The organism is Pseudomonas oryzihabitans (assembly GCF_032027545.1).
In the GTDB taxonomy this organism is placed as follows: domain Bacteria; phylum Pseudomonadota; class Gammaproteobacteria; order Pseudomonadales; family Pseudomonadaceae; genus Chryseomonas; species Chryseomonas oryzihabitans_F.
Genome location: NZ_JAVSJB010000005.1, coordinates 118,509 through 145,237, shown reverse-complemented (window position 1 = coordinate 145,237; position 26,729 = coordinate 118,509). Strand labels below are relative to the sequence as shown.

At 64.3% G+C, this 26,729-nt stretch carries 24 protein-coding genes; 22 read left to right on the top strand and 2 right to left on the bottom strand.

Translation table 11 applies throughout. The features are described from left to right. The first annotated feature begins 21 nt into the window (after nt 1-21). The 21 genes from cheR (at nt 22) to RND78_RS10080 (ending at nt 22,671) form a co-directional block, all read left to right on the top strand. Nucleotides 22-849 (top strand): protein-glutamate O-methyltransferase CheR, encoded by an 828-nt coding sequence (gene cheR, locus RND78_RS10180; protein WP_312728366.1) that lies wholly within the window; start codon nt 22-24, stop codon nt 847-849. A 219-nt stretch (nt 850-1,068) separates the two neighbouring features. Then, entirely contained in the window at nt 1,069-1,491 is a 423-nt protein-coding gene (flgB, locus tag RND78_RS10175) for a flagellar basal body rod protein FlgB (RefSeq protein WP_312728365.1), read from the top strand. A 2-nt stretch (nt 1,492-1,493) separates the two neighbouring features. Next, entirely contained in the window at nt 1,494-1,931 is a 438-nt protein-coding gene (gene flgC, locus RND78_RS10170; RefSeq protein WP_312728363.1) for a flagellar basal body rod protein FlgC, read from the top strand. Nucleotides 1,932-1,947: 16 nt separating this feature from the next. Beyond that, a complete protein-coding gene (locus RND78_RS10165; RefSeq protein WP_312728361.1) occupies nt 1,948-2,670 on the top strand; it encodes a flagellar hook assembly protein FlgD in 723 nt (240 codons plus the stop codon). A 28-nt stretch (nt 2,671-2,698) separates the two neighbouring features. Next, entirely contained in the window at nt 2,699-4,009 is a 1,311-nt protein-coding gene (flgE, locus tag RND78_RS10160) for a flagellar hook protein FlgE (RefSeq protein ID WP_312728359.1), read from the top strand. A gap of 149 nt (nt 4,010-4,158) precedes the next feature. Then, a complete protein-coding gene (locus RND78_RS10155) occupies nt 4,159-4,899 on the top strand; it encodes a flagellar basal body rod protein FlgF (RefSeq protein ID WP_312728357.1) in 741 nt (246 codons plus the stop codon). Nucleotides 4,900-4,946: 47 nt separating this feature from the next. Further along, nucleotides 4,947-5,732 (top strand): flagellar basal-body rod protein FlgG, encoded by a 786-nt coding sequence (flgG, locus tag RND78_RS10150; protein WP_312728355.1) that lies wholly within the window; start codon nt 4,947-4,949, stop codon nt 5,730-5,732. Between the two features lie 26 nt (nt 5,733-5,758). Next, nucleotides 5,759-6,454: a flagellar basal body L-ring protein FlgH gene (gene flgH / locus RND78_RS10145; protein WP_312728353.1), complete on the top strand. Its 696-nt coding sequence runs from the start codon at nt 5,759-5,761 to the stop codon at nt 6,452-6,454. Nucleotides 6,455-6,464: 10 nt separating this feature from the next. Beyond that, nucleotides 6,465-7,568, top strand: a complete 1,104-nt coding sequence (locus tag RND78_RS10140) for a flagellar basal body P-ring protein FlgI (RefSeq protein WP_409457037.1) — start codon at nt 6,465-6,467, stop codon at nt 7,566-7,568. Between the two features lie 13 nt (nt 7,569-7,581). Then, on the top strand, nt 7,582-8,853 hold the full coding sequence (flgJ, locus tag RND78_RS10135; RefSeq protein ID WP_312728351.1) for a flagellar assembly peptidoglycan hydrolase FlgJ: 1,272 nt from the start codon (nt 7,582-7,584) through the stop codon (nt 8,851-8,853). A 9-nt stretch (nt 8,854-8,862) separates the two neighbouring features. Next, complete coding sequence (gene flgK, locus RND78_RS10130; RefSeq protein WP_312728349.1) at nt 8,863-10,872, top strand: flagellar hook-associated protein FlgK; 2,010 nt, start codon at nt 8,863-8,865, stop codon at nt 10,870-10,872. Nucleotides 10,873-10,884: 12 nt separating this feature from the next. Beyond that, the gene (locus tag RND78_RS10125; protein ID WP_312728347.1) at nt 10,885-12,474 is read left to right on the top strand and encodes a flagellar hook-associated protein 3; all 1,590 of its coding nucleotides are present in this window, start codon (nt 10,885-10,887) and stop codon (nt 12,472-12,474) included. 17 nt (nt 12,475-12,491) lie between these two features. After that, a complete protein-coding gene (locus RND78_RS10120; protein ID WP_312728345.1) occupies nt 12,492-13,142 on the top strand; it encodes a TIGR02466 family protein in 651 nt (216 codons plus the stop codon). Nucleotides 13,143-13,216: 74 nt separating this feature from the next. Next, nucleotides 13,217-13,987, top strand: a complete 771-nt coding sequence (rfbF, locus tag RND78_RS10115) for a glucose-1-phosphate cytidylyltransferase (RefSeq protein WP_312728343.1) — start codon at nt 13,217-13,219, stop codon at nt 13,985-13,987. Continuing rightward, nucleotides 13,969-15,048: a CDP-glucose 4,6-dehydratase gene (gene rfbG / locus RND78_RS10110; RefSeq protein ID WP_312728341.1), complete on the top strand. Its 1,080-nt coding sequence runs from the start codon at nt 13,969-13,971 to the stop codon at nt 15,046-15,048. Before rfbF ends, rfbG begins: the two co-directional genes overlap by 19 nt. After that, the gene (gene rfbH / locus RND78_RS10105) at nt 15,041-16,363 is read left to right on the top strand and encodes a lipopolysaccharide biosynthesis protein RfbH (RefSeq protein WP_312728340.1); all 1,323 of its coding nucleotides are present in this window, start codon (nt 15,041-15,043) and stop codon (nt 16,361-16,363) included. The genes rfbG and rfbH overlap by 8 nt, the downstream gene beginning before the upstream one ends. Continuing rightward, nucleotides 16,360-17,895 (top strand): N-acetylneuraminate synthase family protein, encoded by a 1,536-nt coding sequence (locus RND78_RS10100; RefSeq protein ID WP_312728338.1) that lies wholly within the window; start codon nt 16,360-16,362, stop codon nt 17,893-17,895. Before rfbH ends, RND78_RS10100 begins: the two co-directional genes overlap by 4 nt. 1 nt (nt 17,896) lies before the next feature. Continuing rightward, the gene (locus RND78_RS10095) at nt 17,897-19,717 is read left to right on the top strand and encodes a thiamine pyrophosphate-binding protein (protein WP_312728335.1); all 1,821 of its coding nucleotides are present in this window, start codon (nt 17,897-17,899) and stop codon (nt 19,715-19,717) included. A 13-nt stretch (nt 19,718-19,730) separates the two neighbouring features. After that, entirely contained in the window at nt 19,731-20,615 is an 885-nt protein-coding gene (locus RND78_RS10090; protein ID WP_312728334.1) for an NAD(P)-dependent oxidoreductase, read from the top strand. Further along, the gene (locus tag RND78_RS10085) at nt 20,603-21,631 is read left to right on the top strand and encodes a GDP-mannose 4,6-dehydratase (protein ID WP_312728333.1); all 1,029 of its coding nucleotides are present in this window, start codon (nt 20,603-20,605) and stop codon (nt 21,629-21,631) included. Before RND78_RS10090 ends, RND78_RS10085 begins: the two co-directional genes overlap by 13 nt. Continuing rightward, nucleotides 21,628-22,671: a glycosyltransferase family 2 protein gene (locus RND78_RS10080; RefSeq protein ID WP_312728331.1), complete on the top strand. Its 1,044-nt coding sequence runs from the start codon at nt 21,628-21,630 to the stop codon at nt 22,669-22,671. The genes RND78_RS10085 and RND78_RS10080 overlap by 4 nt, the downstream gene beginning before the upstream one ends. Here the strand turns inward: RND78_RS10080 and RND78_RS10075 are convergent. Further along, nucleotides 22,668-24,143: an FkbM family methyltransferase gene (locus tag RND78_RS10075; protein ID WP_312728328.1), complete on the bottom strand. Its 1,476-nt coding sequence runs from the start codon at nt 24,141-24,143 to the stop codon at nt 22,668-22,670. The genes RND78_RS10080 and RND78_RS10075 overlap by 4 nt on opposite strands. After that, nucleotides 24,140-25,396, bottom strand: coding sequence for an iron-containing alcohol dehydrogenase (locus tag RND78_RS10070; RefSeq protein ID WP_312728325.1), 1,257 nt, complete (start codon nt 25,394-25,396; stop codon nt 24,140-24,142). Before RND78_RS10070 ends, RND78_RS10075 begins: the two co-directional genes overlap by 4 nt. A 232-nt stretch (nt 25,397-25,628) precedes the next feature. Between RND78_RS10070 and RND78_RS10065 the strand changes: the two genes are divergently transcribed. Further along, nucleotides 25,629-26,684, top strand: coding sequence for an NAD(P)-dependent oxidoreductase (locus tag RND78_RS10065; protein ID WP_312728322.1), 1,056 nt, complete (start codon nt 25,629-25,631; stop codon nt 26,682-26,684). Nucleotides 26,685-26,729 lie beyond the last annotated feature (45 nt).

Sequence of the window (26,729 nt, the reverse complement as noted above, 5' to 3'; positions counted from 1 at the left end):
TATCCAGAAGGCGGAGCGGCAGTGTCAGCAGTCAACGCGGATTTTGTGCTTTTTCGCGATTTCCTCGAGAAATCCAGCGGGATCCTGCTCGGCGACAACAAGCAGTACCTGGTCTCCAGTCGGCTGAACAAGCTGATGGAGACCGAGGGAATCAAGACGTTGTCTGAGCTGGTCCAACGCATCCAGATGCAACCCCGTGGTGGCCTGCGGGAGAAGGTCATCGATGCGATGACGACCAACGAAACCCTCTGGTTCCGCGATACCTACCCCTTCGAGGTGCTGAAGAACCGCCTGCTGCCGGAATTGACCAAGAACACCTTCGGCCAGCGCCTGCGCGTCTGGTCGGCGGCCTGTTCGTCCGGGCAGGAACCCTATTCGCTGTCCATGACCATGGACGAGTTCGAGCGCAATGCGCCGGGGCAGGGCCGTGGGGGCATGCAGATCGTGGCGACCGACCTGTCGGGTGCCATTCTCACCGCCGCCAAGTCGGGCGAGTACGATTCGCTGGCCATCGGTCGAGGGCTTTCCCAGGAGCGACTGCAGCGTTATTTCGATGTCCTCCAGCCGGGGCGCTGGGCGGTGAAGCCGGCGATCCGCAGCCGCATCGAGTTCCGCGCGCTGAATCTGCTCGACAGCTACGCCAGCCTCGGCAAGTTCGACATGGTGTTCTGCCGCAACGTGCTGATCTACTTCTCCGCCGACGTGAAGAAGGACATCCTGACGCGCATCCATGGCACCCTCAAGCCGGGTGGCTATCTGTTCCTCGGCGCGTCCGAGGCACTCAACGGGCTGCCGGATCTCTATCAGATGGTGCAGTGCAATCCAGGCATCATCTACAAGGCCAAGTGAGCCGGCTCAAGGGATGACAAGGCAGACTTCGGTCTGCCTTTCTTTTGCGCCAAAGTTTTGCCACATGGCGCGCCCCGGCCGGCAAGGACGGCGGAAAAACCTTGCCGCTTGCCGCCTTTCCGTCTGCCCTTTTGCCCTAACTCCTTGATCTTGAAGGGTGAGAGAGTCTGGCATGAGGCTTGCTAAGAGTCAGGCAAGCCACGTCAAAGGTCTCTCGACATGAGCATCAGTTTCGATAAAGCACTCGGATTGCACGAGCAGGCGCTGAACTTCCGCTCGCAGCGCGCCGAGGTGTTGGGCAACAACCTGGCCAACGCCGATACCCCTGGCTACAAGGCGCGGGATCTTGATTTCAGCGCGGTGCTGGCGGAGCAGGCTGCCAAGGGGGCGTCTGGCGCGTCGGGCCACTATCAGCTGGAAACCACCAACAGCAGGCACATAGCCGCCGAGGGTTTCGACATGGGCATGGGCGATGCGGCGCTCAAGTACCGCATCCCCACCCAGCCCTCGGTGGACCAGAACACCGTGGATGCCCAGGTGGAGCAGGCCAACTATGCCGAGAACGCCATGAATTTCCAGGCCAGCTTCACCTTGCTCAATAGCAAGTTCAAAGGGCTGATGTCGGCCATCAAGGGAGAATAGCCATGTCCCTAAGTTCCTTGTTCAACATCGCCGGCAGCGCGATGAGCGCCCAGAACGTTCGTCTCAATACCGTGGCCAGCAACATGGCCAACGCCGAGTCGGTCGCTTCCAGCGTCGACCAGACCTACAAGGCCCGCCATCCGGTGTTTGCCACCCAGCTCAGTGACGCTCAGGGCGGTTCCTCGCTGTTCGATGACCAAGGCCAGGCCGGGGTCGGAGTGGAAGTGAAGGGTATCGTCGAGGATCAGAGCGAGGTCCAGAAGCGCTACGAGCCCAACCACCCCATGGCGGACAAGGACGGCTATGTCTACTACCCGAATGTGAATGTGGTGGAGGAAATGGCCGACATGATCTCGGCCAGTCGTGCCTTCCAGACCAATGCGGAAATGATGAATACCGCCAAACAGATGATGCAGAAGGTGCTGACCCTGGGTCAGTGATCGCTAGGGAGTCGACATGACTACTACCTCTTCCACCACTAGTAGCAGCGCGCTGCTGTCGTCGGTGCTGTCCAACAGTACCGTATCGAGCAGCTCGGCGACGTCCAGCGGCGCGACGACGTCGGGAAGCACCACCAGTAGTCTTGGGAAGAATGACTTCCTGAAGCTGTTGGTTACCCAACTCAACAACCAGAACCCATTGAATCCGCAGGACAATACCGAGTTCGTCGCACAACTGGCGCAGTTCAGCAGCGTCGAGTCCTTGCAGAACCTCAACACCTCGGTGGATTCCATTCTCAGCAACTACAGCTCTTCTCAAGCGCTGCAGGCTTCTTCGCTGGTGGGGCGTTCGGTGATCGCCGCTGGCAACACCGCGGTGGTCGATACCACCACCGGCATGACCGGCAGCGTTGTGCTGCCGTCATCGGGCAGTGATCTCTCGGTGGGCGTCTACAACAGTGCCGGCTCGCTAGTCGACACCATACCCCTGGAAGCCACCAGCGCCGGCAGCCATTCCTTCAGCTGGGATGGCAAGGACAGCTCCGGCCAGACGCTGGCCTCCGGGACCTACACCTTCAAAGCCACGGCCGCCATCGGTGGCACCTCCACGGCGCTGACGACCTACCTGCCGAACACCGTGAGCAGCGTGACCCTGGGTACCAGCGGCAGCGACATGACCCTCAACCTCGCCGACGGCACCAGCGTCGCCTTGGCGAACGTCAAGACCATAGGCCAGTGAGCCGGCCCCGCCGGACAGGAGTACAACCATGAGCTTCAATGTCGGCCTCAGTGGCCTCAATGCCGCCGCCACCGATCTCAGCGTGACCGGCAACAACATCGCCAACGTGGGCACCACGGGCTTCAAGTCCTCGCGCGCCGAGTTCGCCGATGTCTATTCCAGCTCCATGTACCTGGGGTCGAGTTCCAACCAGCCCGGCGCCGGCGTGCGAACCGCGGCCGTGGCCCAGCAATTCACCCAGGGCAACGTGACCAGCACCGGCAACGCCCTGGACATGGCGATCAACGGTGGCGGCTTCTTCGTCATGAACAACAACGGCTCCAATCTCTATTCGCGGGACGGGACCTTCAAGACCGACGCCAATGGCTTCGTGGTCAACAACTCCGGCTACAACCTCCGCGGCTACGCGGCGGATAGCGATGGCAACGTGATCAGCGGTATCGCCACCAACCTGAAGATCGACACCACCAACCAGGCGCCGAAGGCCACGACCAAGGACACCGAGGTGCTGAGTCTCAACTCGTCGGCGACCATTCCCACCACGACCACCTTCAACCCCAGCGATGCCACGAGCTTCAACAACTCGACATCCACCAGCATCTATGACTCCCAGGGTAACGCCCATACCTTGACGTACTACTTTGCCAAGACCGGCACCAACACCTGGAACATGTACAGCCTGGTCGACGGTCGCAACCCGGCCGACCCGACGTCCACCACTCCCCTGAGCAATACCCTGACGTTCGATAGCACCGGCAAGCTGAGTGCCACTGGCGGCACGGGCCTCACCGTCACCAGCACCGGCAAGTTCGCGCTGAACACCTGGGTGCCGGCCACCGTGACCAACGCGTCCACCACCCCCCAGACCTATGGGGCCAACGGCGCGTCCGCGTCCACCACCGGCATTGCCATCGACCTGAGCAGCACCACGCAGACCGCGACCCCCTTCGCGGTCACCAGCAAATCCCAGGATGGCTACACCACTGGCCAGCTGTCGGGTCTGTCCATCGATACTGAAGGCAAGCTCTACGCGAGCTTCACCAATAGCCAGTCCAAGGTGATCGGCCAGGTGATCCTGGCCAGTTTCGCCAACAACCAGGGTCTGACGCCGCTGGGCAGCAACACCTTCGCCCAGTCGTCCACCTCCGGCCAGGCCGTAGTGGGGACCCCATCCTCCGGGACTCTTGGTACCCTGACCTCGGGATCCCTGGAAGCGTCCAACGTCGATCTCAGTACCCAGCTGGTCAACCTGATCGTGGCCCAGCGTAATTACCAGGCCAACGCCAAGACCATCGAGACGGAAAACACGTTGTCGCAGACCATCATCCAGATCCGCTAACGGTTCTTTGACGGTCGCTGTGAAAAAGCCCTCCTTGCGAGGGCTTTTTTCTTTTAGATCAATGTGTTGGGAAGAGTGGCACGTGCCTTGCTGAGTGGGTTTGGACAGTTTCAGATCCCTGGCGATACCGATCGCCCTGCGAGGACCCTATGGACCGATTGCTATATCTCGCCATGACCGGCGCCAGCCAGAACACCATGGCCATCCAGGCGCACTCAAACAACCTCGCCAACATCTCCACCAGTGGTTTTCGCCGGGATTTCGAGCAGGCGCGCTCTATGCAGACCTTTGGCGAAAGCTACCCGTCGCGGGTGTATTCCATGAGTGAGCGTCCGGGAACCGACTTCACCCCAGGTACCCTGCAGGAAACCGGTCGGGACCTCGATGTCGCCATCCAAGGCAACGGTTGGATGGCGGTGCAGGGGGCCGATGGCAAGGAAGCCTATGTCCGTACCGGCAGTCTCAAAGTGGATGCCCTGGGCATGCTGCGCACCGGCAACGACTTGCCGGTGCTCGGCAATGGTGGGCCGATCGCCGTGCCGCCCAATCAGCAGATCGAGATCGGTCAGGATGGCTCCATCACCGTCCGCGGTGCTGGGGAAAACACCAATGCCCTGGCCGTCATCGATCGCATCAAGTTGGTCAATCCGGACCCCAAGAATCTCGAGAAGGGCCTGGACGGCACCATCCGGACCAAGGATGGCAAGCCTGCGGCGGCTGACGCCGCTGTCCAGGTTGTCTCCGGTTTCACCGAGTCGAGCAACGTCAGTGCGGTGGAGGAGATGACCTCGATCCTCTCGCTTTCGAAGCAGTTCGAATTGCAGATCAAGATGATGAAGTCCGCCGAGGACAATGACGCCGCCATGGCAAAGGTTTTGCAATTCAGCTGATTGAACGCTGTTGACGCCTAATTCCTGGCGCCGAAGGAGAAAAAACTATGATGTCCGCCCTCTATGTCGCCAAGACCGGCCTGGCCGCTCAGGACACCAACCTGACGACCATTTCCAACAACCTGGCCAACGTCTCGACCACCGGCTTCAAGCGTGATCGAGCCGAATTCCAGGATCTGCTCTATCAGATCCGTCGCCAGCCAGGTGCGCAGTCCACCCAGGACAGTGAATTGCCCTCGGGTCTGCAACTGGGTACCGGTGTGCGTATCGTCGGTACTCAGAAGACCTTTACCCAAGGCTCACTGCAAACCACCGAGCAGCCCCTGGACATGGCCGTCAACGGTCATGGTTTCTTTCAGGTGCAGATGCCTGATGGCACCACCAACTATACCCGCGACGGCTCCTTCCACCTGGATGCCAACGGGCAGATCGTAACCGCCAATGGCTTTCCGGTGCAGCCGGCCATCACGGTACCGGCTGATACCCAAACCTTCACCGTGGGGCAGGACGGTACCGTTTCCGTGACTCAGGCCGGTTCCTCCACCGTGACCACCATCGGCACCATTCAGACTGCCCAGTTCGTCAATCCGGGCGGCCTGCAGGCCATGGGCAACAACCTGTTCGCCGAGACGACCAGCAGCGGCGCGCCTCAGGTCGGTACGCCGGGCAGCAACGGGCTGGGCACCATCCAGCAGAACACCCTGGAAACCTCAAACGTCAGCACCGTGGAAGAGATGGTGAACATGATCACCACCCAGCGCGCCTACGAGATGAATTCCAAGGTCATTTCCACCGCCGATCAGATGCTCGGCTTCGTGACCCAGAACCTGTAATAGCAGCACCTGCGAGGTAGCGCTCCATGAATCGTTCTTTTGCCGTCGCTTCCCTGATCGGAACGCTCTTTCTCGCAGGATGCATGGCTCCGGCTCCCAAGCCGGACGACCCCTATTATTCTCCGGTGTTGCCGCGCACCCCGGTGCCCGCCGCACAGAACAATGGTGCCATCTTCCAGTCGGGCTTCGAGCAGAACCTCTATACCGATCGCAAGGCCTTTCGCGTAGGCGACATCATCACCGTCACGCTGCAGGAAAAGACCCAGGCGAGCAAGAACGCCAGCTCCGACATTGCTAAGAATACCAAGAGTTCGCTGGGTCTGACCTCGTTGTTCGGTGCCAAGCCTGCGGTCAACAACCCGCTGGGGTCCGGAGACCTGAGCCTGGATGCCGGTTTCTCCGGCAACCGTTCCAATACCGGCAAGTCCACGGCAGCCCAGGGCAACAGCCTCACCGGCTCCCTGACCGTGACCATCGCCGAGGTGCTACCCAACGGTGTCCTGGCGGTGCGCGGGGAAAAATGGTTGACGCTCAACACTGGCAAGGAGCTGATGCGCATTCAAGGGCTGGTGCGGGCCGACGACATCGCTACCGACAATACGGTGCTTTCCACGCGAGTGGCGGATGCCCGCATTACCTACTCCGGCACCGGGGCGTTCGCCGATGCCAGCGAGCCGGGTTGGCTCAGTCAATTTTTCGGCAGTGCTCTGTTCCCCTTCTGAGATGATGACCATGTGGAAGACTTTCGTGGCTGCGCTGGTACTGCTGCTGTTCACGGCAGAGGTCCAGGCCGATCGGCTCAAGGATATCGCCTCTATCCAAGGCGTACGGACCAACCAACTGATCGGCTATGGCCTGGTGGTGGGGCTGCCGGGCACGGGTGACCAGACCACCCAGACTCCGTTCACTATCCAGACCTTCAACAACATGCTGGCGCAATTCGGCATCAAGGTGCCTGCGGGTACCTCTTCTGCGCAGCTGAAGAACGTCGCCGCGGTCTCCATCCATGCCGACCTCCCGGCGTTCGCCAAGCCCGGTCAGACCATCGATATAACGGTATCTTCCATCGGGAACTCGAAAAGCCTCAGAGGTGGCAGTCTTTTGCTGACACCGCTCAAGGGTATCGATGGGCAGGTCTATGCCGTCGCTCAGGGCAATCTCGTAGTAGGGGGATTCGACGCGGAAGGTCGCGACGGCTCCAAGATCACCGTCAATGTTCCGTCGTCGGGCCGCATTCCCAATGGTGCCACCGTCGAGCGCCCGGTACCGAGCGGCTTCGATCAAGGTAACAGCATCACCCTGGACCTCAATCGTAGCGACTTCACCACCGCCAAACGTATTGTCGACAAGATCAACGAGACTCTTGGCGCGGGTGTTGCATCCGCTCTTGATGCGGGGTCGATTCGCGTCACCGCGCCGGTGGATCCCAGCCAGCGCGTCGACTACATCTCGATCCTGGAGAACATGGAAGTGGACCCGGGGCAGGCGGTGGCCAAGGTCATCGTCAACTCCCGGACCGGCACCATCGTCATCGGCCAGAACGTCAAGGTGTCGCCGGCGGCGGTGACCCAGGGCAGCCTGACCGTGACCATCAGCGAGGACCCCCAGGTGAGCCAGCCTAATCCCTTGTCGGGCGGGCAAACGGTGGTGACGCCCCAGTCGACCGTCAAGGCCAAGCAGGAGGCCAAGCCGATGTTCAAGTTCGGTCCGGGAACCACTCTGGACGAGATCGTGAGAGCGGTGAATCAGGTGGGCGCTGCGCCTAGCGACCTGGTGGCCATTCTCGAAGCGTTGAAACAGGCCGGCGCGCTGCAGGCCGACCTGATCGTGATCTGATGGAGTAATGGCGATGACTGCACGCCTGGGCGGGACTTTCGATTCGGTGGATTCCGGTGCCTATACCGACCTGAACCGCTTGAACAACCTCAAGAACGGGGCCGATCGCGACAGTGAAGGCAACGTCCGCAAGGTTGCCCAGGAGTTCGAGTCGGTGTTCCTGAACCAGATGCTCAAGTCGATGCGCTCGGCCAACGAGGTCGTCGCCCAGGACAGTCCGTTCAACAGCCAGACCACCAAGCAGTTCCAGGACATGTACGACCAGCAGCTGTCGGTCAACCTCGCCAAGAACGGCGGCGGCATCGGCCTGGCGGACATGATGACCCGGAGCATGCTCAAGGATGCCGGCAAGACCCCGTCGACCGAGATCGCGGCCACCAAGACCGCCGCCCCGGTGACCGCCAGCACCGCTCAGGCAGGTGCCGGCGTGGCGATGGACATGCGTCGCGCCCTCTGGGATGGCAAGGCTTCGCAAGCAGCGGCGGTTGCCAGCTCGAACGGTAGTGCCAGTGCCAGCGAGCGCAAGGACGTGTCGGCGCTGCTGAACTCCCGCCGTCTGGCCATGCCCAGCAAGGCCAGCGCGGCCCAGAGCCAGGAGGCCCTGCTGGCCGCGGCGGCCAATGCCGCCAGTGCCAATGGCAACAGCGCGACGGCGGCCAATGCCACCAACTGGAAGGCCGTGCAGCAGTTGGGCACCCCGGCCACGGCCAGCGTGAGCGGTAGCGCCCGGCTGAATGGCGGCAGTGTCGCCCCCCTGGGGCAGACCGCGGGCAAGTCGGTGTTCCGGACGCGTCAGGAGTTCGTCGACACCATGCTGCCCATGGCCCAGGAAGCGGCGAAGAAGATCGGCGTGGATGCCCATTACCTGGTGGCTCAAGCCGCCCTGGAAACCGGCTGGGGCAAGTCCATCATCCGCGAGCGGGATGGCAGCACCAGCAACAACCTGTTCGGCATCAAGGCCCATTCGAGCTGGGGCGGCGACGTTGCAACCACCATGACTACCGAGTACCGCAACGGCAAGGCGAGCAAGGAAGCCGCGGATTTTCGTTCCTACGATTCCTTCAAGCAGAGTTTCGACGACTACGTGAGTTTCCTGCAAAGCAACGATCGCTACGGCAAGGCGCTGGCCAAGGGCGGCGACTCCAGCCAGTTCATGCACGAGCTGCAACGTGCCGGCTACGCCAGCGATCCGCAGTACGCACGCAAGGTCAGTCAGATCGCACGGCAAATGAAGAGTACCTACGAAAACATCGCTGCGGTCGATACTTCGGTAAAGCGTACCTAAGGAAAATCCATGGCCAGTCTCATTTCCATCGGTCTCTCGGGTATCCAGGCCAGCCAGTCGGCGCTCAGCACGACCGGCAACAACATCACCAACGTCGATACCGCCGGCTATTCCCGTCAGGCGACGGAGCAGCACGCGGCAGCGGCGCAGAACGTCGGCGTCGCCTACATCGGCAACGGCACGACCCTGGCGGACGTGCGTCGCTCCTACAGCCAGTACCTGACGACCCAGTTGCAGACCAGCACTGCGCTGGACAACGAAGCCCAGACCTTTTCCACCGCCGCGAGCTCGGTGGACTCCCTGCTGGCCGACAGCACCACGGGAGTCAGCACCGCCCTGAGCAAGTTCTTCTCGGCGCTGCAGACGGCGTCGGCGACGCCCACCGACAGCGCCTCGCGTTCCCTTGTGCTGACCAGCAGCTCGACGCTGAGCCAGAGATTCAATTCGCTCGCCAGTCAGCTCTCCGACCAGAGCAACTACATCAATACCCAACTGAGCGCGTCGGCGACCCAGGTCAATACCCTGGCGAACAAGATCGCCCAGTACAACCAGGCCATCACCGTGGCCTCTGCCGGCGGCACTACCCCCAACTCGCTGCTGGATGCGCGAGACCAGGCCATCAACGACATGTCCAAGCTGGTCGGGGTAAGCGTGGTCAACCAGGACGGCAACTACAACGTCTACATCGGCTCCGGCCAGCCGCTGGTGGTGGGGGGCTCGGTGAGTTCGCTCAGTGCCCAGTCCAGTACCCTGGATCCCTCGCAATACGCCCTGACGCTGACGATGCCCAGCGGGATCGCGGTGGATGTCACCCAGTCGATATCCGGCGGCTCCATGACCGGCCTGGTGCGGTATCGCGATGAAGTGGTGAATCCATCGCTCAACAGCCTGGGGCGGCTGGCCCTGGTGGCCTCGGATTCGATCAACAAGCAGCAGGCCCAGGGGCTGGATCTGAAGGGCAATTTCGGCAGCAAGGTATTCAACGACATCAACAGCGCCACGGCCATCGCCTCGCGCAGCATCGGGCGCTCCACCAACAGCGATGTCAACGCTAACCTCAATGTCACCATCGCCGACAGCAGCGACCTGACCGTCAGCGACTACCGCGTGGTTTTCACCAGCGCCACCCAGTACAGCGTTACCCGCCTGTCCGATGGCCAGGATCTGGGTAGCCACAGTCTCACCGCCTCGCCGGCGGACGAGATCGACGGCCTGCAGCTTGGCCTGAGGACGGGCAGTGTGACGGCGGGCGACACTTTCACCGTGCAGCCCACGCGCCTGGCTGCCAGCCAGGCATCGGTCACCATGACCGATGCCCAGGACCTGGCGTTCGCCTCGCCGTTGAAGGCGGCGAGCAGTGCCGCCAACATCGGCACCGGTACCGTGAGCGCACCGACCCTGGTCACCCAGCGCAGCATCTACGACAGTGCCTCGGCCAGCAGCCTGGCGACCAGCGTCCAGAATGCCATGCCGGTGAAACTGCAGTTCGGGGCCGCGGCCAGTGATGGTAGCCAGAGCTACACCATCTACGACGCGGGCGGTAACAGCCTCGGCACCGGCTCCATCGTCGCCGGTCAGAGCAACACGGTGAACGTCAATATCGCGGCCAACGCCCCCACGGTACCGAGTGCCTTCACCTTCCAGCTGACGCTGGCGGGCAAGCCCTCCAGCGGGGATACCTTCAGCGTCTCCTTCGGAGCCGCCGGCAGTACCGACAACACCAACGCCCTGGGCTTGCTGAACCTGCAGACGTCGGCCACCGTTGGCAACGCGAGCATGAACAACACCTACAGCAGCCTGGTGGAAACGGTCGGCGCCAAGACCAACCAGGCCAGCCTGGATGCCAGCGCGACGTCGGCGATCCTCAAGCAGGCGCAGGCGAGCCAATCCTCGCTGTCGGGTGTCAACCTCGACGAAGAGGCGGCCAACCTGATCAAGTACCAGCAGTACTACAGTGCCTCGGCGAAGATCATCGAAATCTCGCAGACCGTCTTCAATACACTGATTCAAGCCTTCTAAGGGATGCTGGCCATGCGTATCTCCACACCCCAGATGTTCTCGTCCAGTACCCAGGGCTACTCCGATGGCTATTCCAGCCTGACCAAGACCATGGAGCAGATCTCCAGCGGGGTGCGCATCCAGACGCCGGCGGACGATCCGGTCGGTTCGGCGCGGCTGCTGCAGCTGGATCAGCAGAAGACGCTGCTGACCCAGTACAGCGGCAACATGACCACCGCCAACAATGCGCTGACCAACGAGGAGTCGGTGCTGACCACCATCACCAACGTGCTGCAGAACGCGCGGGCGCTGGCTGTGCAAGCCGGCAATGGCTCCTATACCGATGCCAACCGGAACGCCATCAGTGACCAGCTGGGCGATATCCAGGATCAGCTGTTCTCGCTGATGAACAGCAAGGATGCCAACGGCAACTACATTTTTGCCGGCAGCAATGGCACGGTGCAGCCTTTCGTCAAGAATCCCGATGGTAGCTACAGCTACAAGGGTGACCAGAGCTCGCTGTCGGTACAGGTGTCCGACACCCTCAACCTGGCCATCAGCGACGACGGCTGGAGCACCTTCCAGAGCGCCAAGAATGCCGACCTGACCACCTCGAGCCTGACCAACAATCCCAACGCCGACGGGACCCAGCGCGTCTTCCTTTCCCAGGGCACCGTGACCGACGACAACAGCTTCAACAGCAGCTTCCGCAGCGGCGCGCCCTACAAGCTTCAGGTGCTCAGCAGCACCCAGTTCAAGATCTTTGACGCCAGCAACAACGATGTGACCAGTGAAGTCAGCGGCAATGGCTCCTACCAGACGACCACGGGTGACGCGGTAACCGTCAATTTCCGCGGCGCGCAGCTGGCACTCGACGTCTCCTTGAAGTCCAGCGACGACCCCACGGCCATCAATTCGCTGGTATCCGGCTACAGCTTCAGCTTCGGGGTCAAGCCGGAAACCTTCGACATCACCCGGACCGCGTCCAATACCTCGACCGCCCAGCTCAGTGGCGGCACCGTCACCAACGCCACCACCTACAGCACCACCTTTCCCAACAACGGCGTCCTGCTGAAATTCAGCTCGGCTACCGACTATTCGGTTTATGCGCTGCCGACCACCACCAGCAGCACCCCGCTGTCCACCGGTACCCTAAGCGGCACCTACCCAGCCGCTATCACCATCAGCGGCGCCCAGTTCAGCATCAATTCGGCCGCGGCCAGCGGTGACCAGTTCACCGTGGCCGGCAGCAGCAACCAGACGCAGAACATCCTCGACACCATCAAGAACCTGCGCACCGCCCTGGATACGCCGACGACCAACAATCCCCAGGCGGAGCTGGATATCCGCAATGCCGTGGCCTCGGCCATCACCAACCTCGACAACGGCATGAACCAGGTCTACAAGGTCACCTCATCGCTAGGGGCCCGGCAGCAGACCATCGACACCCTCACCACCGAGAGTCAGAGCCTGTCGCTGTCCAACGCCACCAACCAGTCGTCCATCCGCGACACCGACATGTCCGAGGCCACCTCGAAGCTCACCTTGCAGCAGACCATGTTGCAGGCCGCCCAGGCCGCCTTTGCCAAGGTTTCCCAGCTAAGCTTGTTCGACAAGATCTGAAGGGGAAGCCAGCCGTCATGAGCCAGCCATTCGACACGGCCAACATCGAGATCAAGAAGCTCTTCGTCACGCCCTTGGCACAGCTCGTCCATCCCGACGCCGGGCGGCTCAATGCCGAACTCAGCGCGGTGATCCTGGCACGCCGCGAACAGGACGCCGGGACCCGCCATAGCAACGAAGGCGGGTGGCAATCCAGCCATGACTTCGACAGCTGGGCAGGTTCCCCGGGCGCAGAGCTCGCCGCCTTCGCCCGGGCCTTCGCGACCCAGCTCACTGCCGTCCACTCCGCGGAGCACGGCCTCATCGAGCCGACCTTCGAGTGGCGCCACAATGCCTGGGCCAACGTCAATGAAGCCGGGCAGGGTAACGCCCTGCATGGTCACCCCGGGGCCTTCTGGTCGGGCGTCTATTGGGTGGACGATGGTGGCGCCCAGGATGCAGATTGTGCCGGCGAGCTCGAATTCGTCGACCCCCGCGGGCTGATGCCCTCGGTCTACAATCCCGAGCTGCGCATGCGCATCGAGGGCTGCCTGACCGCCGGCTACTCGACCACCGTCATACCATCCAGCGGCACCTTCGTGATGTTCCCGTCATGGCTGATGCACGCGGTGCGTCGATTCAAGGGGCAGAGACCGCGCATTTCGGTGGCGTTTAATTTTGGGATTTGATTCACGAACCGGTTGTTGGAGAACAGAGGTTGCTAGACTAACCCGATAACCAGAAGAGCTGCGGAGAACGACAGGTGAAGGCAGTGATCCTCGCGGGGGGACTGGGCACGCGCATCAGCGAGGAATCCCACCTCAAGCCCAAGCCCATGATCGAGATCGGCGGCAAGCCGATCATCTGGCACATCATGAAGATCTACTCCCATTACGGTATCAACGACTTCGTGATCTGCCTGGGTTACAAGGGCTACGTCATCAAGGAGTACTTCGCCAACTACTTCCTGCACATGTCGGACGTCACCTTCGACATGGCGGAAAATCGCATGCATATCCACGAGCGCCACGCCGAACCCTGGCGTGTCACCCTGGTGGACACCGGTGAGCACACGGCGACCGGTGGGCGGCTAAAGCGGGTTCGCCATTATCTGGATGAAGAGACGTTCTGCTTCACCTATGGCGATGGCGTGGCGGACATCGATGTTGGTCGGCTGATCGCCTTCCATCGTAGTGCTGGACGTTTGGCGACCGTTACCGCGGTGCAGCCGCCAGGACGCTATGGCGCCTTGGAAATTGACGCAGGACAGGTGACGGGATTTCAGGAGAAGCCCCAGGGCGACGGCGGCTGGATCAATGGCGGCTTTTTCGTGCTTGAGCCCAGTGTTCTGGATTTCATCTCTGGCGATGACATGCCCTGGGAGAGCGATCCCATGCGGGACCTTGCAGCGGCTGGTCACCTGGGCAGCTATCTGCACAGCGGTTTCTGGCAGCCCATGGACACGCTACGCGACCGCATGGCGCTGGAGGATCGCTGGCAGAGCGGGACGGCGGAATGGAAGCTATGGCCCTAGATCCTACCTTCTGGCGTGAGCGTCGGGTCTTCCTGACTGGCCACACCGGTTTCAAGGGCGGTTGGCTACTGGCCTGGCTGCATGCCCTGGGCGCTCGGGTGAGCGGCTACGCGCTGCCTGCCGAGACATCGCCCTCGCTCTGGCAGAGCGCGCGCCTGGAAGGCTGTCTCGAGCGGCACGAACTGGCGGACATCCGCGATGCCCAGACGCTACGCCAGGCGCTGGAGCGCAGCGGCGCCGAGATCGTCCTGCACCTCGCTGCCCAGCCGCTGGTACGGCGTTCCTACCAGGCGCCGGCCGAAACCTATGCGACCAACGTGATGGGTACCGTCAATCTGCTGGAGGCTGTGCGCCAAGTGGAGGGCGTGCGGGCCGTGGTGGTGGTGACCACCGACAAGAGCTACGAGAATCGTGAATGGCCGTGGCCCTACCGGGAAACCGATCGGCTGGGTGGCCATGATCCCTACAGCAACAGCAAGGCGTGCGCGGAGCTGGTCTGCGCGGCCTACCGCGACTCCTTTCTCGCTGCTCGCTATGTTGGCCTGGCCACTGCCCGGGCGGGCAACGTTATCGGTGGCGGCGACTGGTCGGCCGATCGCCTGCTGCCCGATCTATTCCGTGCCTGGGCGCGGGGCGAGCGTGTCGAGCTGCGCTATCCTCAGGCGACGCGTCCCTGGCAGCACGTTCTGGAACCCTTGGCCGGCTATTTGCTTCTGGCCCAGAGCCTGGCGATGAATGGCCGGGATTTTGGCACGGCCTGGAATTTCGGCCCCCCGCCCGACAGCGTGCAGAGCGTGGAGACCGTGGTACGCCGGCTGGCGGCCCGTTGGTCGGAGCCGGTCGCCTGGACGGTGACGTCGGAAGCCCAGCCCCACGAGGCCGGTGTTCTCGCCCTGGATTCCAGCCTAGCCCGCCAGCGGCTGGGGTGGCAGCCGCGCTGGAGTCTCGACGAGGCGCTGGCGCAGACGAGCGCCTGGCAGACCGCCTGGGCGGCCGGGCAGGACATGCGTCAGGTGACCCTGGATCAAATCAATCTCTATCAAGGCTTGGATAATGAGTGACGAGCGTCTGCGTGGTCTCCGCGCGCAAATCGACCAACTGGTCGGTGAATACGCCGAGTTGGCCTTCGCCACACGCCCCTTTCGTGCGGGGCAGGATGCCGTGCCGCCCTCTGGCAAGGTCATAGGCGCGGGCGAACTGCGCCTCATGACCGAGGCGGTCCTGGATGGCTGGCTCACCACCGGCCGTTTCAACCAGGCCTTCGAGCGCCGCCTGGCCGCCTTTCTCGAACAGCGCTGCGTGCTGACCACCAACTCCGGCTCCTCGGCCAATCTGCTGGCCTTTTCGGCGCTGACCTCGCCGCGCCTGGGCGAGCGGGCCATCCGTCCGGGCGACGAGGTGATCGGCGTGGCGGCGGGCTTTCCCACCACGGTCAATCCGATCCTGCAATTCGGTGCGGTACCGGTGTTCGTCGACGTCGAGCTACCCACCTACAACATCGATCCGGCCCGCATCGAGGCCGCGATCGGGCCCAAGACCAAGGCCATCATGCTGGCCCACACCCTGGGCAACCCCTTCGACCTGGGTACCGTCCGTGCGCTGTGCGATAAGTACGGCCTGTGGCTGATCGAGGACTGCTGCGATGCCCTCGGCTCGACCTACGCCGGGCGCAAGGTCGGCCAGTTCGGCGACATCGGCACCCTGAGCTTCTACCCCGCGCACCACATCACCATGGGCGAGGGCGGCGCCGTCTTTACCCAGAGTCCCAAGCTGCGGCGGATCTTGGAGTCCTTCCGCGACTGGGGGCGCGATTGCTATTGCGCGCCCGGCGAGGACAACACCTGCGGCAAGCGCTTCGGCTGGCAACTGGGCGATCTGCCGGCCGGCTACGACCACAAGTACACCTACTCGCACCTCGGCTACAACCTCAAGATCACCGACATGCAGGCGGCCTGCGCCCTGGCGCAGATGGAGCGTCTCGAGGACTTCATCGCCGCGCGCAAGGCCAACTTCGCCTGGTTGCACGAGCGCCTGCGGCGCTGCGAGGAGCACCTGATCCTGCCCGCGGCCACGCAGGGAAGCGATCCGTCCTGGTTCGGCTTTCCGCTGACCCTGCGTGATGGCCGACGGCACTCGCGCGTCGAGTTGCTGCGTCACCTGGATGCCCAGGGCATAGGCACGCGCCTGCTGTTCGCCGGCAACCTGACCCGGCAACCCTACATGGCCAACCAGCGCTACCGTATCAGCGAGTCCTTGGACACCACCGACCGGATCATGCGCGACACCTTCTGGGTCGGCCTCTGGCCGGGCCTGGGGGAGCCCCAACTGACGCACCTGGCGGATCAACTCGAAGGTTGGTTCGGCGGTGCCTCTTGACCTTTCACAAGCACAGCGAGTTCGTCATGCAGAACGTCTTTCCGCTGCCATTGTTCGTTCTGGAAATGGCCAACAACCACATGGGCGATCTGGAGCACGGGCTCAAGGTCATCCGTGCCTTCGGCGACGTCTGCCGCAAGTTTCCCTTCACCTTCGCCTTCAAGCTGCAGTATCGAGACCTGGACACCTTCGTCCATCCGGCGATGCGTGGCCGTGACGACGTCAAGTACGTCAAGCGCTTCAACGAGACCCGCCTGAGCCGCGCGCAGTTCGACACCCTAGTGGCGGAGATCCGCGCCAATGGCTTCCTCTGCCTGGCCACGCCCTTCGACGAGGCCTCGGTGGCGCTGATCGAGGAGCAGGGGTTGGACGCCATCAAGATCGCCAGTTGCTCCATGACCGACTGGCCGCTACTCGAGCGCGTGGTACGCAGCGACAAGCCGATCATCGTCTCCACCGCCGGCTCCAGCACCGAGGACATGGATCGGGTGATCAGCTTCCTGACCCACCGGCAGAAGCCATTCGCCATCCTGCACTGCGTGGGCGAGTACCCGACGCCGGACGCCAATCTGCATCTGTCGCAGGTGGACTTCCTCCAGCGGCGCTATCCCGGCGTGCTGGTGGGTTTCTCCACCCACGAGGATCCCGAGCATACCGACGTGGTCAAGATTGCCCTGGCCAAGGGGGCCCGCATCTTCGAGAAGCACGTGGGAGTGCCGACCTCGGACTATCCGCTGAATGCCTATTCGGCCAGTCCCGAGCAGGTGGAGCGCTGGCTGGAGGCGGCGCAGCGGACCCTGCTGCTGTGCGGCGAGGGCGAGCAGCGCCTGCCGGTCAATCCCGCCGAACGGGCCAGCCTGGACTCGCTGCGGCGGGGTGTCTTCGCCCGTCGTGCCATTCGGCGTGGCGAACTGGTGCAGGCGCAGGACGTCTACTTCGCCTTTCCGCCCGCGACCGGGCAGTACACCGCTAACGACTGGTCGAAGTACGCCCATTTCACCGCTCGCGAGGACATCGCGGCCGATGCGGCGCTGACCCCCGAGAACAGCCAGCGGCAAGACGTCCGCGACCGGGTCTGGAGTATTGTGCAACGCGTCAAGGCGCGGCTGGCGGAAAGCCACGTGGTCGTTCCGGGGCGGGTCGACCTGGAGATCTCCCATCACTACGGGCTGGAACGTTTTGACGAGGTGGGGCTGACCATGCTGACCATCGTCAATCGCGGCTACTGCAAGAAGCTGCTGCTGCTGCTGCCGGGCCAGCACCATCCGGAGCAATACCATCGACAAAAGGAAGAAACCTTCCATGTCCTCGAAGGGGAGTTGCTGCTGAGCCTGAACGGTGTGGAGCAGCGCTATGGCCCGGGTGAGGTGATCACCGTCGAACCGGAGGTGCGGCACGCCTTCCATTCGCCCACCGGTGCCATCATCGAGGAACTATCTTCCACCCATAGGCACGATGACTCCTTCTATACCGATCCGGCGATCACCGCCAATCGAGAGCGCAAGACCCTACTCAGTTACTGGATGGATTGACGTGCAGAACTCCTATCGAGTCGCCGACTACATTGCCGACTTCATCGCCGACCAGGGGGTGGGCCACGTGTTCCTACTGCCCGGCGGCGGTGCCATGTTCCTCAACGACGCCGTCGGCAAGCATCCGCGTCTGGAGGTGGTCGCCTGCCTGCACGAACAGGCTGCGGCCATCGCCGCTGAGGCCTATTGCCGCATCAACGAGAACCTGGGCGTCGCCATGGTGACCACCGGGCCGGGCGCCACCAACGCGGTGACCGCCGTCGCCGGGGCTTGGATCGAGTCGGTGCCGCTGCTGATCGTGTCTGGCCAGGTGAAGCGCCCGGATCTGCTGCGCCGCGCCCCGCTGCGGCAACGTGGCGTGCAGGAAGTGGATATCGTCAGCGTGGTCAAGCCGATCACCAAGTACGCGGTGACGGTGGAACGTCCGGAAGACATCCGCCGTGAGCTGGAGCGGGCCGTGCACCTGGCTCGTGAGGGCCGCGCCGGTCCGGTGTGGCTCGACGTGCCGCTGGACGTCCAGGGCGCGCCCGTGGATCCCACGGCGCTGCCGGGCTGGACCCCGCCGGAGGAGGCGCCGCTGCCGACGGTACTGGCGCAGCAGCTCGACGCCATCCGCGAATTGCTGCAAGGGGCCCGGCGCCCGCTGATCCTGGCCGGCCACGGCGTGCGGCTGAGCGGTGGTGCCAAGGTATTCCGTGAGGTCGTCGAAGCCCTCGGCGTGCCGGTGGTGATGACCTGGAACGCCATGGACCTGCTGCCCTGGGATCACCCCCTCTATGTCGGCCGGCCCGGCGTGGTGGCCCTGCGGGCACCTAACTTCGCCGTGCAGAGCGCCGACCTGCTGATCACCCTGGGTTGTCGGCTGGACAACGTGGTCACCGCCTATGCCCCGCGCGATTTCGCGCGCCAGGCCACCAAGGTGGTGGTGGACGTCGATGCCCACGAATTGGACAAGCTGGACATGGACATCGCCATCCCGGTGGTCAGCGATGCCGCAGCCTTCCTCGAAGCCCTGCGCCCAGGCTGCGCTGGCCTGCCGTCGTACCGGGAATGGGTGGAGCGCTGCAACGACTGGAAGCGGCGCTATCCGGTCAACGACGGCCGACCCTTCGCCACCGACGGTGAGATCAGCCATTTCCAATTCGCCGATGCGCTGTCCGAGGCCATCCCGGCGGATACCCTGATCAGTACCGGCAGTTCGGGCCTGGCGGTGGAGGTCTTCTACACGGTGTTTCGCAACCGCCCCGGACAACGCATCTTCCTCACCTCCGGCCTGGGGGCCATGGGCTATGGGCTGCCTGCGGCGATTGGCGCCTGCTTCGCCAACGGCCTGAAGCCCATGGTGGCGGTGGAAAGCGATGGCAGTCTGCAGCTCAATATCCAGGAGCTGGCCACGCTGCGCGCCTTCGATCTGCCGATCTGCCTGGTGGTGATGAACAACGGTGGCTATGCCTCCATCCGCAATACCCAGCGCAACTACTTCGCGGCTCGCTATGTCGGTACCGGTCCCGAGGCTGGTCTCTGGTTGCCGGATCTCGAGGAAATCGCCCGTGCCTACGAATTGCCCTTCGTACGCCTGGCAGCGCCCGAGGACCTGGCGATGCGTCTACAGGAGGCTGTCTCCCAGGCGCGACCGCTGATCGTCGAGGTGATGCTGATGAAGGACGAGGCCCTGGCACCCAAGGTTGCGGCGGTACCCCAGAAGGACGGTTCCATGCTCTCCATGCCGCTCGAAGACATGAGTCCGCTGCTGCCCCTGGCGGTGCTGGAAGCCGAGATGGACGGCGCGCTAAGCGACGTCTCCCGGCGTTCCCGCCGTTGAGCGCGAGTCGTCCATGCATGTCTTGCTGACCGGCGCCACGGGGTTCTTCGGCAGCCACCTGGTACGACGTTTCCAGGCCGATGGTCATCGGGTCAGCGTCCTGGTGCGTGGCGACCTGGCTGGCTCCCGGTTGGCTGGCAGTCGTGCCGCCCTAGAGGTGCTGGACGCCCAGGCGGCGCTGGCGCCGCAGGTGGCCGCCGCCGGACCTGACGTGGTGGTACATGCCGCCACCTGCTACGGACGGCGCGGGGAGGGCGACCAGGAGTTGCTGCAGGTGAACGTCCAGTGGGCGCTGGAGTTGCTGCTCGCCTGCGGGGCGGCCAGGGTCCCGGTATTCGTCAACCTGGATACCAGCCTGCCGCATGGCATCAATGCCTATGCCCTGTCCAAGCATCATTTTCGCGACTGGTTGCGCTTGCGCTGTGCGACCGCCGCTCCCCGTGTGCTCAACATCCGGCTCGAATCGCTCTATGGGCCGGGAGACGATGCGAGCAAGTTTGCTACTGGCCTGATCCGCGCCCTGCTCGCCGGAAGGCCCGACTTCCCGCTCACCGCCGGCCTGCAACGACGGGATTTCATCCATGTCGAGGACGCGGTGGTGGCCTTTGGGCTACTGCTGGAGGATTTCCTCGGCCACACGGCGGTGTTCCGCGAAGCCGCGGTGGGCACCGGGCAGGCGGTGACCATCCGCGAGTTCGCCGAGACCGCCAAGCGGCTCAGCGATAGCGCGACCCGGCTGGCGTTCGGCGCCTTGCCCTATCGCCCGCAGGAACTCATGTGCACCGCGGCCGACACCACCGAATTGCAACGCCTGGGCTGGGCCGGCGCGCGCGATCTCGCGACCGGTCTGGCGCAGACCATCGACCAGGAACGGCGGAATCACCCATGCGACTACTGATCACTGGCGGCTGCGGCTTCCTGGGGAGCAATCTGGCGGCCGAAGCGCTCAGGCGCGGTTGGGAGTTGACTGTCTTCGACAACCTGTCGCGGGTCGGCGCCGAGCGGAATCGGCAATGGCTGGAGGCCTTGGGCAATTTTCACTTCGTCGCTGGCGACGTCGCCGATGCCGAGGCGGTCGAGCGCTGCGTGGGCGACTGGGCGCCCGAGGCGATCTTCCACCTCGCCGGCCAGGTGGCCATGACCTCGTCGCTGCGCGATCCGCGGCGCGACTTCCTGACCAATGCCCAGGGCTCGCTCAACGTGCTCGAAGCCGTACGGCGTCTCGCCCCCCGCTGCGCCGTGCTCTATTCCTCGACCAACAAGGTCTACGGCGATCTCGAACAGTTCGATTACGAGACCACCGGACAGCGCTATCGCTGCGTCCAGCGACCGGAAGGCTTCGACGAGCATACGCCGCTCGACTTCCAGTCGCCCTATGGCTGCTCGAAGGGCAGCGCGGACCAGTACATGCTGGACTATGCACGGATGTTCGGCCTCAGGACCCTGGTGTTCCGGCATTCCTCCATGTATGGCGGGCGGCAGTTCGCCACGGCGGATCAGGGCTGGATCGGCTGGTTCTGCAGCGAGGCCCAGGCCCTGGCACGGGGCGAGCGGCGCGAGCTGAGCATCGCCGGCAACGGCCTGCAGGTACGCGACGTGCTGCATGCCGACGACATGGTCGCCCTCTATTTCAAGGCATGTGAGCGACTCGACGTCGTCGCCGGCCAAGCCTTCAACATCGGTGGAGGCATGGCCAACAGCCTGTCGCTGCTGGAACTGTTCCAGCACCTGGAGCAGGCCTTGCGGGTCAAGCTGCCGGTGCAGCATGGCCCGGTACGCCACAGCGACCAGAAGGTCTTCGTCGCCGACCTGACCAAGGCCCGAGCCTTGCTCGACTGGCAACCGCAGGTTTCCACCGAGGCCGGCCTCGCCGCCATGCTCGCCTGGACCCAGGGGCTGGAGGCACAGGCATGAGGCTGTCGATCTGCATTCCCACTTACAATCGGGCGGAGTTCCTGTCTGCGACCCTGGACAGCATCGTCGCCCAGTGGACCGAAGGGCTAGAGATCACCATTGCCGACAACGCATCCACCGACGCCACGCCCGCCATCGTGGAGGCCTATCGTCAGCGACTCGGTCCGGCGGCGATTCGTTACGCCCGCTCGGACACCAACCGCGGCGCGGATGCCAACTACCTCAAGGCCGTCGAACTGGCGACCGGCGACTACTGCTGGATCCTCGGCAGCGACGATCCCCTGGTGCCCGGCGCCATCCGGCATTTGCTAGCGGTACTTCGTGACGAGACGCCGACCCTGGTGCTGTTCAACCGGCTGCTGTGCAACAAAGCTCTCGCGCCGATTCGCGAGGATCGCTTCTTCGAGCTGGGCCAGGCCCGCAGCCGGACCTTCGCCTTCGAGCGTCCCGGAGTTTTGCGGGACTATCTGCGGGAAGCCCGCTCGCTCTGCGCGGCCTTTTCCTACCTGAGCTCGATGGCGTTCCGCAAGTCGGCCTGGGACGCTGCGACCGAGCACCAGGAGTTCATCGGTGGCGCCTACGTGCACGCCTACAAGCTGCTCACCGCCTGTGCGCGTGGAGCGCGCCTGACCTATCTGAATGAAGCGCTGGTGTACTGCCGGCTGGGCAACGACTCCTTTCGGGATCAGGGGCTGGCACGGCGTGTCCTGCTCGACCTGGAGGGCTACACCCTGCTGGCCGAGCGGTGCCTGGCGGGGCGCCACTCGGCGGAGGGACGGGCATTGCTGGCGATCCTGCGCCATGAGTATTCCCTGGCCCGGATCATGCGCTACCAGAAAGTCCTCGGGCAGGATCCGGTATGGCCGACGATCCTCGAGCTGCTCGCCGAGCGGGCGGGCTATGCGCGCTGGATGCTCGGAGCGGCCACCTTGCTGGGCCGTAGCCGCTGGCTGGTGGATTGCTCCTTCCGCTGGCGGGATCACCGGCAGGCGCAGCTCGGCCGGCGCGAAGCCCAGGCGCGGCGGGTGAAAGTGAACTAGCCACCCGCCTGGTCGGCCAGTGCCTTCGCTCGAGCGGTGTAGGCCACTGTCTCGTAGGCCAGACCGGTGTAGTGGCGTAGCCCGATGGCGCTGTCACCCAGCAGACCAAGCACTGCAGGGACATCCACTAGATCACCCGCCCGGTGATAGGCCGCGATCGCGCCCAGTGCGCCCGCGGCCAGGGTCCTTTGCGCGCCTGCCAGTGCCGCCGCCTCGTTACCTTCCACATCGAGCTTGAGCATCACCTGACCATCCGGTAACGCCTGTACGACCTCGTCGATGGCGACCAGCGGCACCTCGATACCTGCTTCGTCCGGCCTGGCCAGTGCCCCACTCATACCCTCGACTGTCACAAAGCGCGCGCTGCCAGTGTGGGCACCGACGGCGGCCTGGATCACCTCGGCGGAGCACCCACGCAGGTTGACGCGTGCCCGGGCCGCCAGGCGCGGATCGGGCTCGATGGCGATCACGCGACCATCCGGTACAGCCGCCAGGTAGGCGAGGGCAGTGTCGCCATCGAAGCCACCACAATCGATCAGCAGCCGGGTCGCGGTCTCGAGGTAGTCGGGATCGAACCACTGCTGCTGAGTGCTACGCACCTGCCAAAGGGCAGTGTCCTCCAAGGTCCGGCGGAACCTGAGCAGCCCGGTCAGCACCCGCAGCGATTCCACGCCGTCGAGCCGGCCGCCCAGCGCCAGGTAGTGGCCTGGGCGGAGGAGGGCATCGGCCTGCCACTGGTGCTCCGGTTCGCGTGTTTCACCCGTCGCCCAATGCAGCGTGGACAGGCCATAGGCAGTGCTACCCCGCGCCGCGAGCCAGAGCTCGCCGAGTACTTGGGCCGCGCCTGCAGCCAGCACCACCGGAGCCTGGGGCGCGGTGGGCGGCGTGTAAACAGGTAGGCCATCCTGGTAGGCGTCGGTCCCAGGTGCCTGGCTGTCCACCCAGAAACTCGTGGTCAGGCCGTGCCGCTCGGCGCAGGCCCGGGCGGCACGGCCGACCATGCCGCGGCCATAGAGACCGATGCCGCCTGCCGCATGGGCCTCGGCGAGCAGGCGTTCGGCTCGTTGCGCGGCGCTCCAGCGATGTGTGTCCTGGTAGGCGCGACACTCTTCGAGCCATTCGAGCACCCCGGGGATGGTGCAGGAGGGCGGGCCCATCCGCCAGGCCGGGGCCCAGCGTCCTGCCGGCTGCTGCAAGGCCGCATTGAAGCCCAGGGCGCCGGGCGGCAGGTCGGCATCGAGGTGGTCGGCCAGTACCATCAGCCGAGAGGTCTCGACCACGGGGAGGGCAGCGGCCGCTTCGAGCTGTTGACGCTGCTGCCCCGAGAGGTGCGCCCGGGCGGCGGCGGAAAGGCGATAGTCGAGACGGTGCCCGGCTAGGCGCCAGGCGTTCAGGGCCTCGTTCCAGGCCGACAGCCGGGCTCCGGCGGTGGCTTCGTCAAGTACCAGGCGCAATGTCCAGACCTTACTCATGGCTGCTGCTCCAGGCAGGCGGCCAGGCGCCACGCCTGTTCGGCGCCGAGCGGCACGGGGCATTCCTTGTCGCACCAGACGCGATCGGCGAGTACCCGGTCGACGACGGCCGCCTGCGCCGCCGTCAGATTGCCGGAGGCGGCGAGGCGCGCCAGCGCTGCGGCGAGCTGAGCGCGACTGCCGGCGCGTCCCAGCAGCTCCTGCCACCCGTCGAGGACCTCGGCGAAGGTGGCGAAGCCCATGGTCCGGGCCAGCTCGGCCTGTTGCGCGCGTCCAGTTTCGCTCGCAGCCGTCTGCTGTAGGCCTTCGCGCAGGAACAGCCAGAGCGTCTGGGCGTGGCTGACGCCCTCCAGCCACTCCAAGGCCGCTCCTCCGGCTTCATGGACATGGCCGGTACGGGCATTGGAGATGGCGGTCCCCGCCAAGGAGGCGGCGACCAGCAGCTCGGTCGCCTGGTCGGCGTCCAGTGCGCCACCTGCGAGCAACAGGCGCAAGGTCTGGCCGATTACCTGGAGTGCTTCCCGGCACAGAGCGCGAGTGAGGAGATTGGCCTCGCCACGGCAGGAAAAGGATTCGCAGGCATGCACGAAGGCATCGAATGCCGGCTCCACCACCACCCTAGGCGGCGCCCCCACCAATAACTGGCCATCGAGCAGGGTGACGTCCGCCGTCAGCTGCCAGCTCTTGCCATGCACCTTGGTCCAGTGCGCGCCACGCTTGTCGTAGGTCACCAGGTAGCGACTGCTGTCGGCACCACTGCCGGCCGTGGAGGGCACCGCGATGAATAGCGGTTTCACCCGTTCCGGTCGGGCCGCTTCGCCGCGCCTGCTACCCAGGCCGATGCCGGCATAGCCCTCGGCGAACAGATAGTCCCCGAGCAGGGCCTTGGCACTGTCCAGGGCACTGCCGCCGCCGATGGCGACGATCGCCGCCAGCGCCGACCAGTCGAGCGTGGCGGCAGTCTCGCGCAGGGCCACGGCATCCGGCAGTGGTGCCGCGGTCAGCACCTGGGCGCGCGTGCCGAGCCGGGTCAGCAGGGCTCGTACGAGCCGATGTTCCACCAGTGCGGCGTCGAGCATCACCAGCACCTGGCCGGTGAAGCCCTCGGTCAATCGCCGCAAGTGCCCGTCGGCGCAATCGGCGCCCCACAACAGGCGTGTCGGACTGTAGAAGCCAGCCGCGTCGCGTTGGCCGAAGAAAAGCTCCAGATCCAGCCAGGCGGCCTGTCGTGCCCTTTGCTGCACGCTCGTCATAGGGATCGCTCCTGTCGTTCGATCGGGACGCCACGCGGGGCGCCATTATCCGTCATGATGAAACGGGTTGCGCCGCGACGCCACTCGCGTATCTTGAGGACGCGTCGAATCCCGGCTGGGGCGGTGCTCCAGGCGTGTCCGTGGCAGGACCCGACAGGCTTCGACCAGCCGCCCCGGGTGCTGCCTGCGAGGCGTGCTTGCCGGGTGTACCAGACACTCGGAGTTCGCCTGCGTGACCCAGCCGCCGCTACATCTCGACCATCCCGTCATCGCCACCGCCTTCACCCGCCTGGCCGCGCCGCTCGCCAACTGCCGGCTGGAGCGCCTGGCCGGCCGGCACCTGCTGCTGACCGGAGCCACCGGTTTCTTCGGCAAATGGGTGCTGGTGCTATGCGATTGGCTGAATCGCCAGGGCATAGCGCTGCAGGTCAGCGCCACGTCACGGGCACCGGAACGCTTTTTGCGCGACCTTCCGTACTATGCAAGCTGTCCCTGGCTGACTTGGCAAACCGTCGACCTAGGGCGCGCCTGCCCCGACACTCGCGGTATCGATTACCTGCTGCACTGTGCCACCGACAGTTCGGCCACGGTGCAGGCACGGCGCCTGGAGTTTTTCAGCGACCTGCTGAGGACCACGGAAAACGTCCTCGCCGCGGCGGCAGCCGGTGGTGTTGCCAGAAGTCTGCTGGTGGGTTCCGGAGCTCAGTACGGCGTCCTCGAACAGGGCTGTCCGGTGGCCGAGGATAGGCGGCAGGCCTGTCTCAGCAACCGCGCTCAGGACGCCTATGCGGAAGGCAAGCGGGTACAGGAAATGCTCGGGGTGCTGCATGCCGAGCAGCATGGGCTGGAGGTCGTGTTCGCCCGGGCCTTCGCCTTTCTCGGACCAGGCTTGCCCCTGGACGGCCATTTCGCGGCAGGCAACTTCCTCCGCGACGCCCTGTTGGGCGAGGCGATCGTACTGCAGAGCCAGGGGACGGCGGTACGTTCCTACCTCTATGGTGCGGACCTGGCGATCTGGCTGTTGGTCCTGCTACTGGACGGCGAGTCGGGACAGGCCTACAACGTCGGTTCCGACGAGGGCATCCGGCTGTTCGATCTGGCCTTGCGCATGCGTGATCTACTGGCGCCGCGCAAGGCCGTGCAGCGACCGGCGGCCAGCGCGGACGGCGAGCGAGGCTCTTTCTACGTTCCGGCTCTCGCCAAGAGCCGGGCATTGGGCCTTGATATCTGGACTACGCTGGATCAGGCGATCCTCGAAAGCGCTCGCTGGCAGTCGAGCGCGCTCTAGCCTTTCAAAAGACCCGACCGGTATCGGTCACAAGGACAAGTTCTC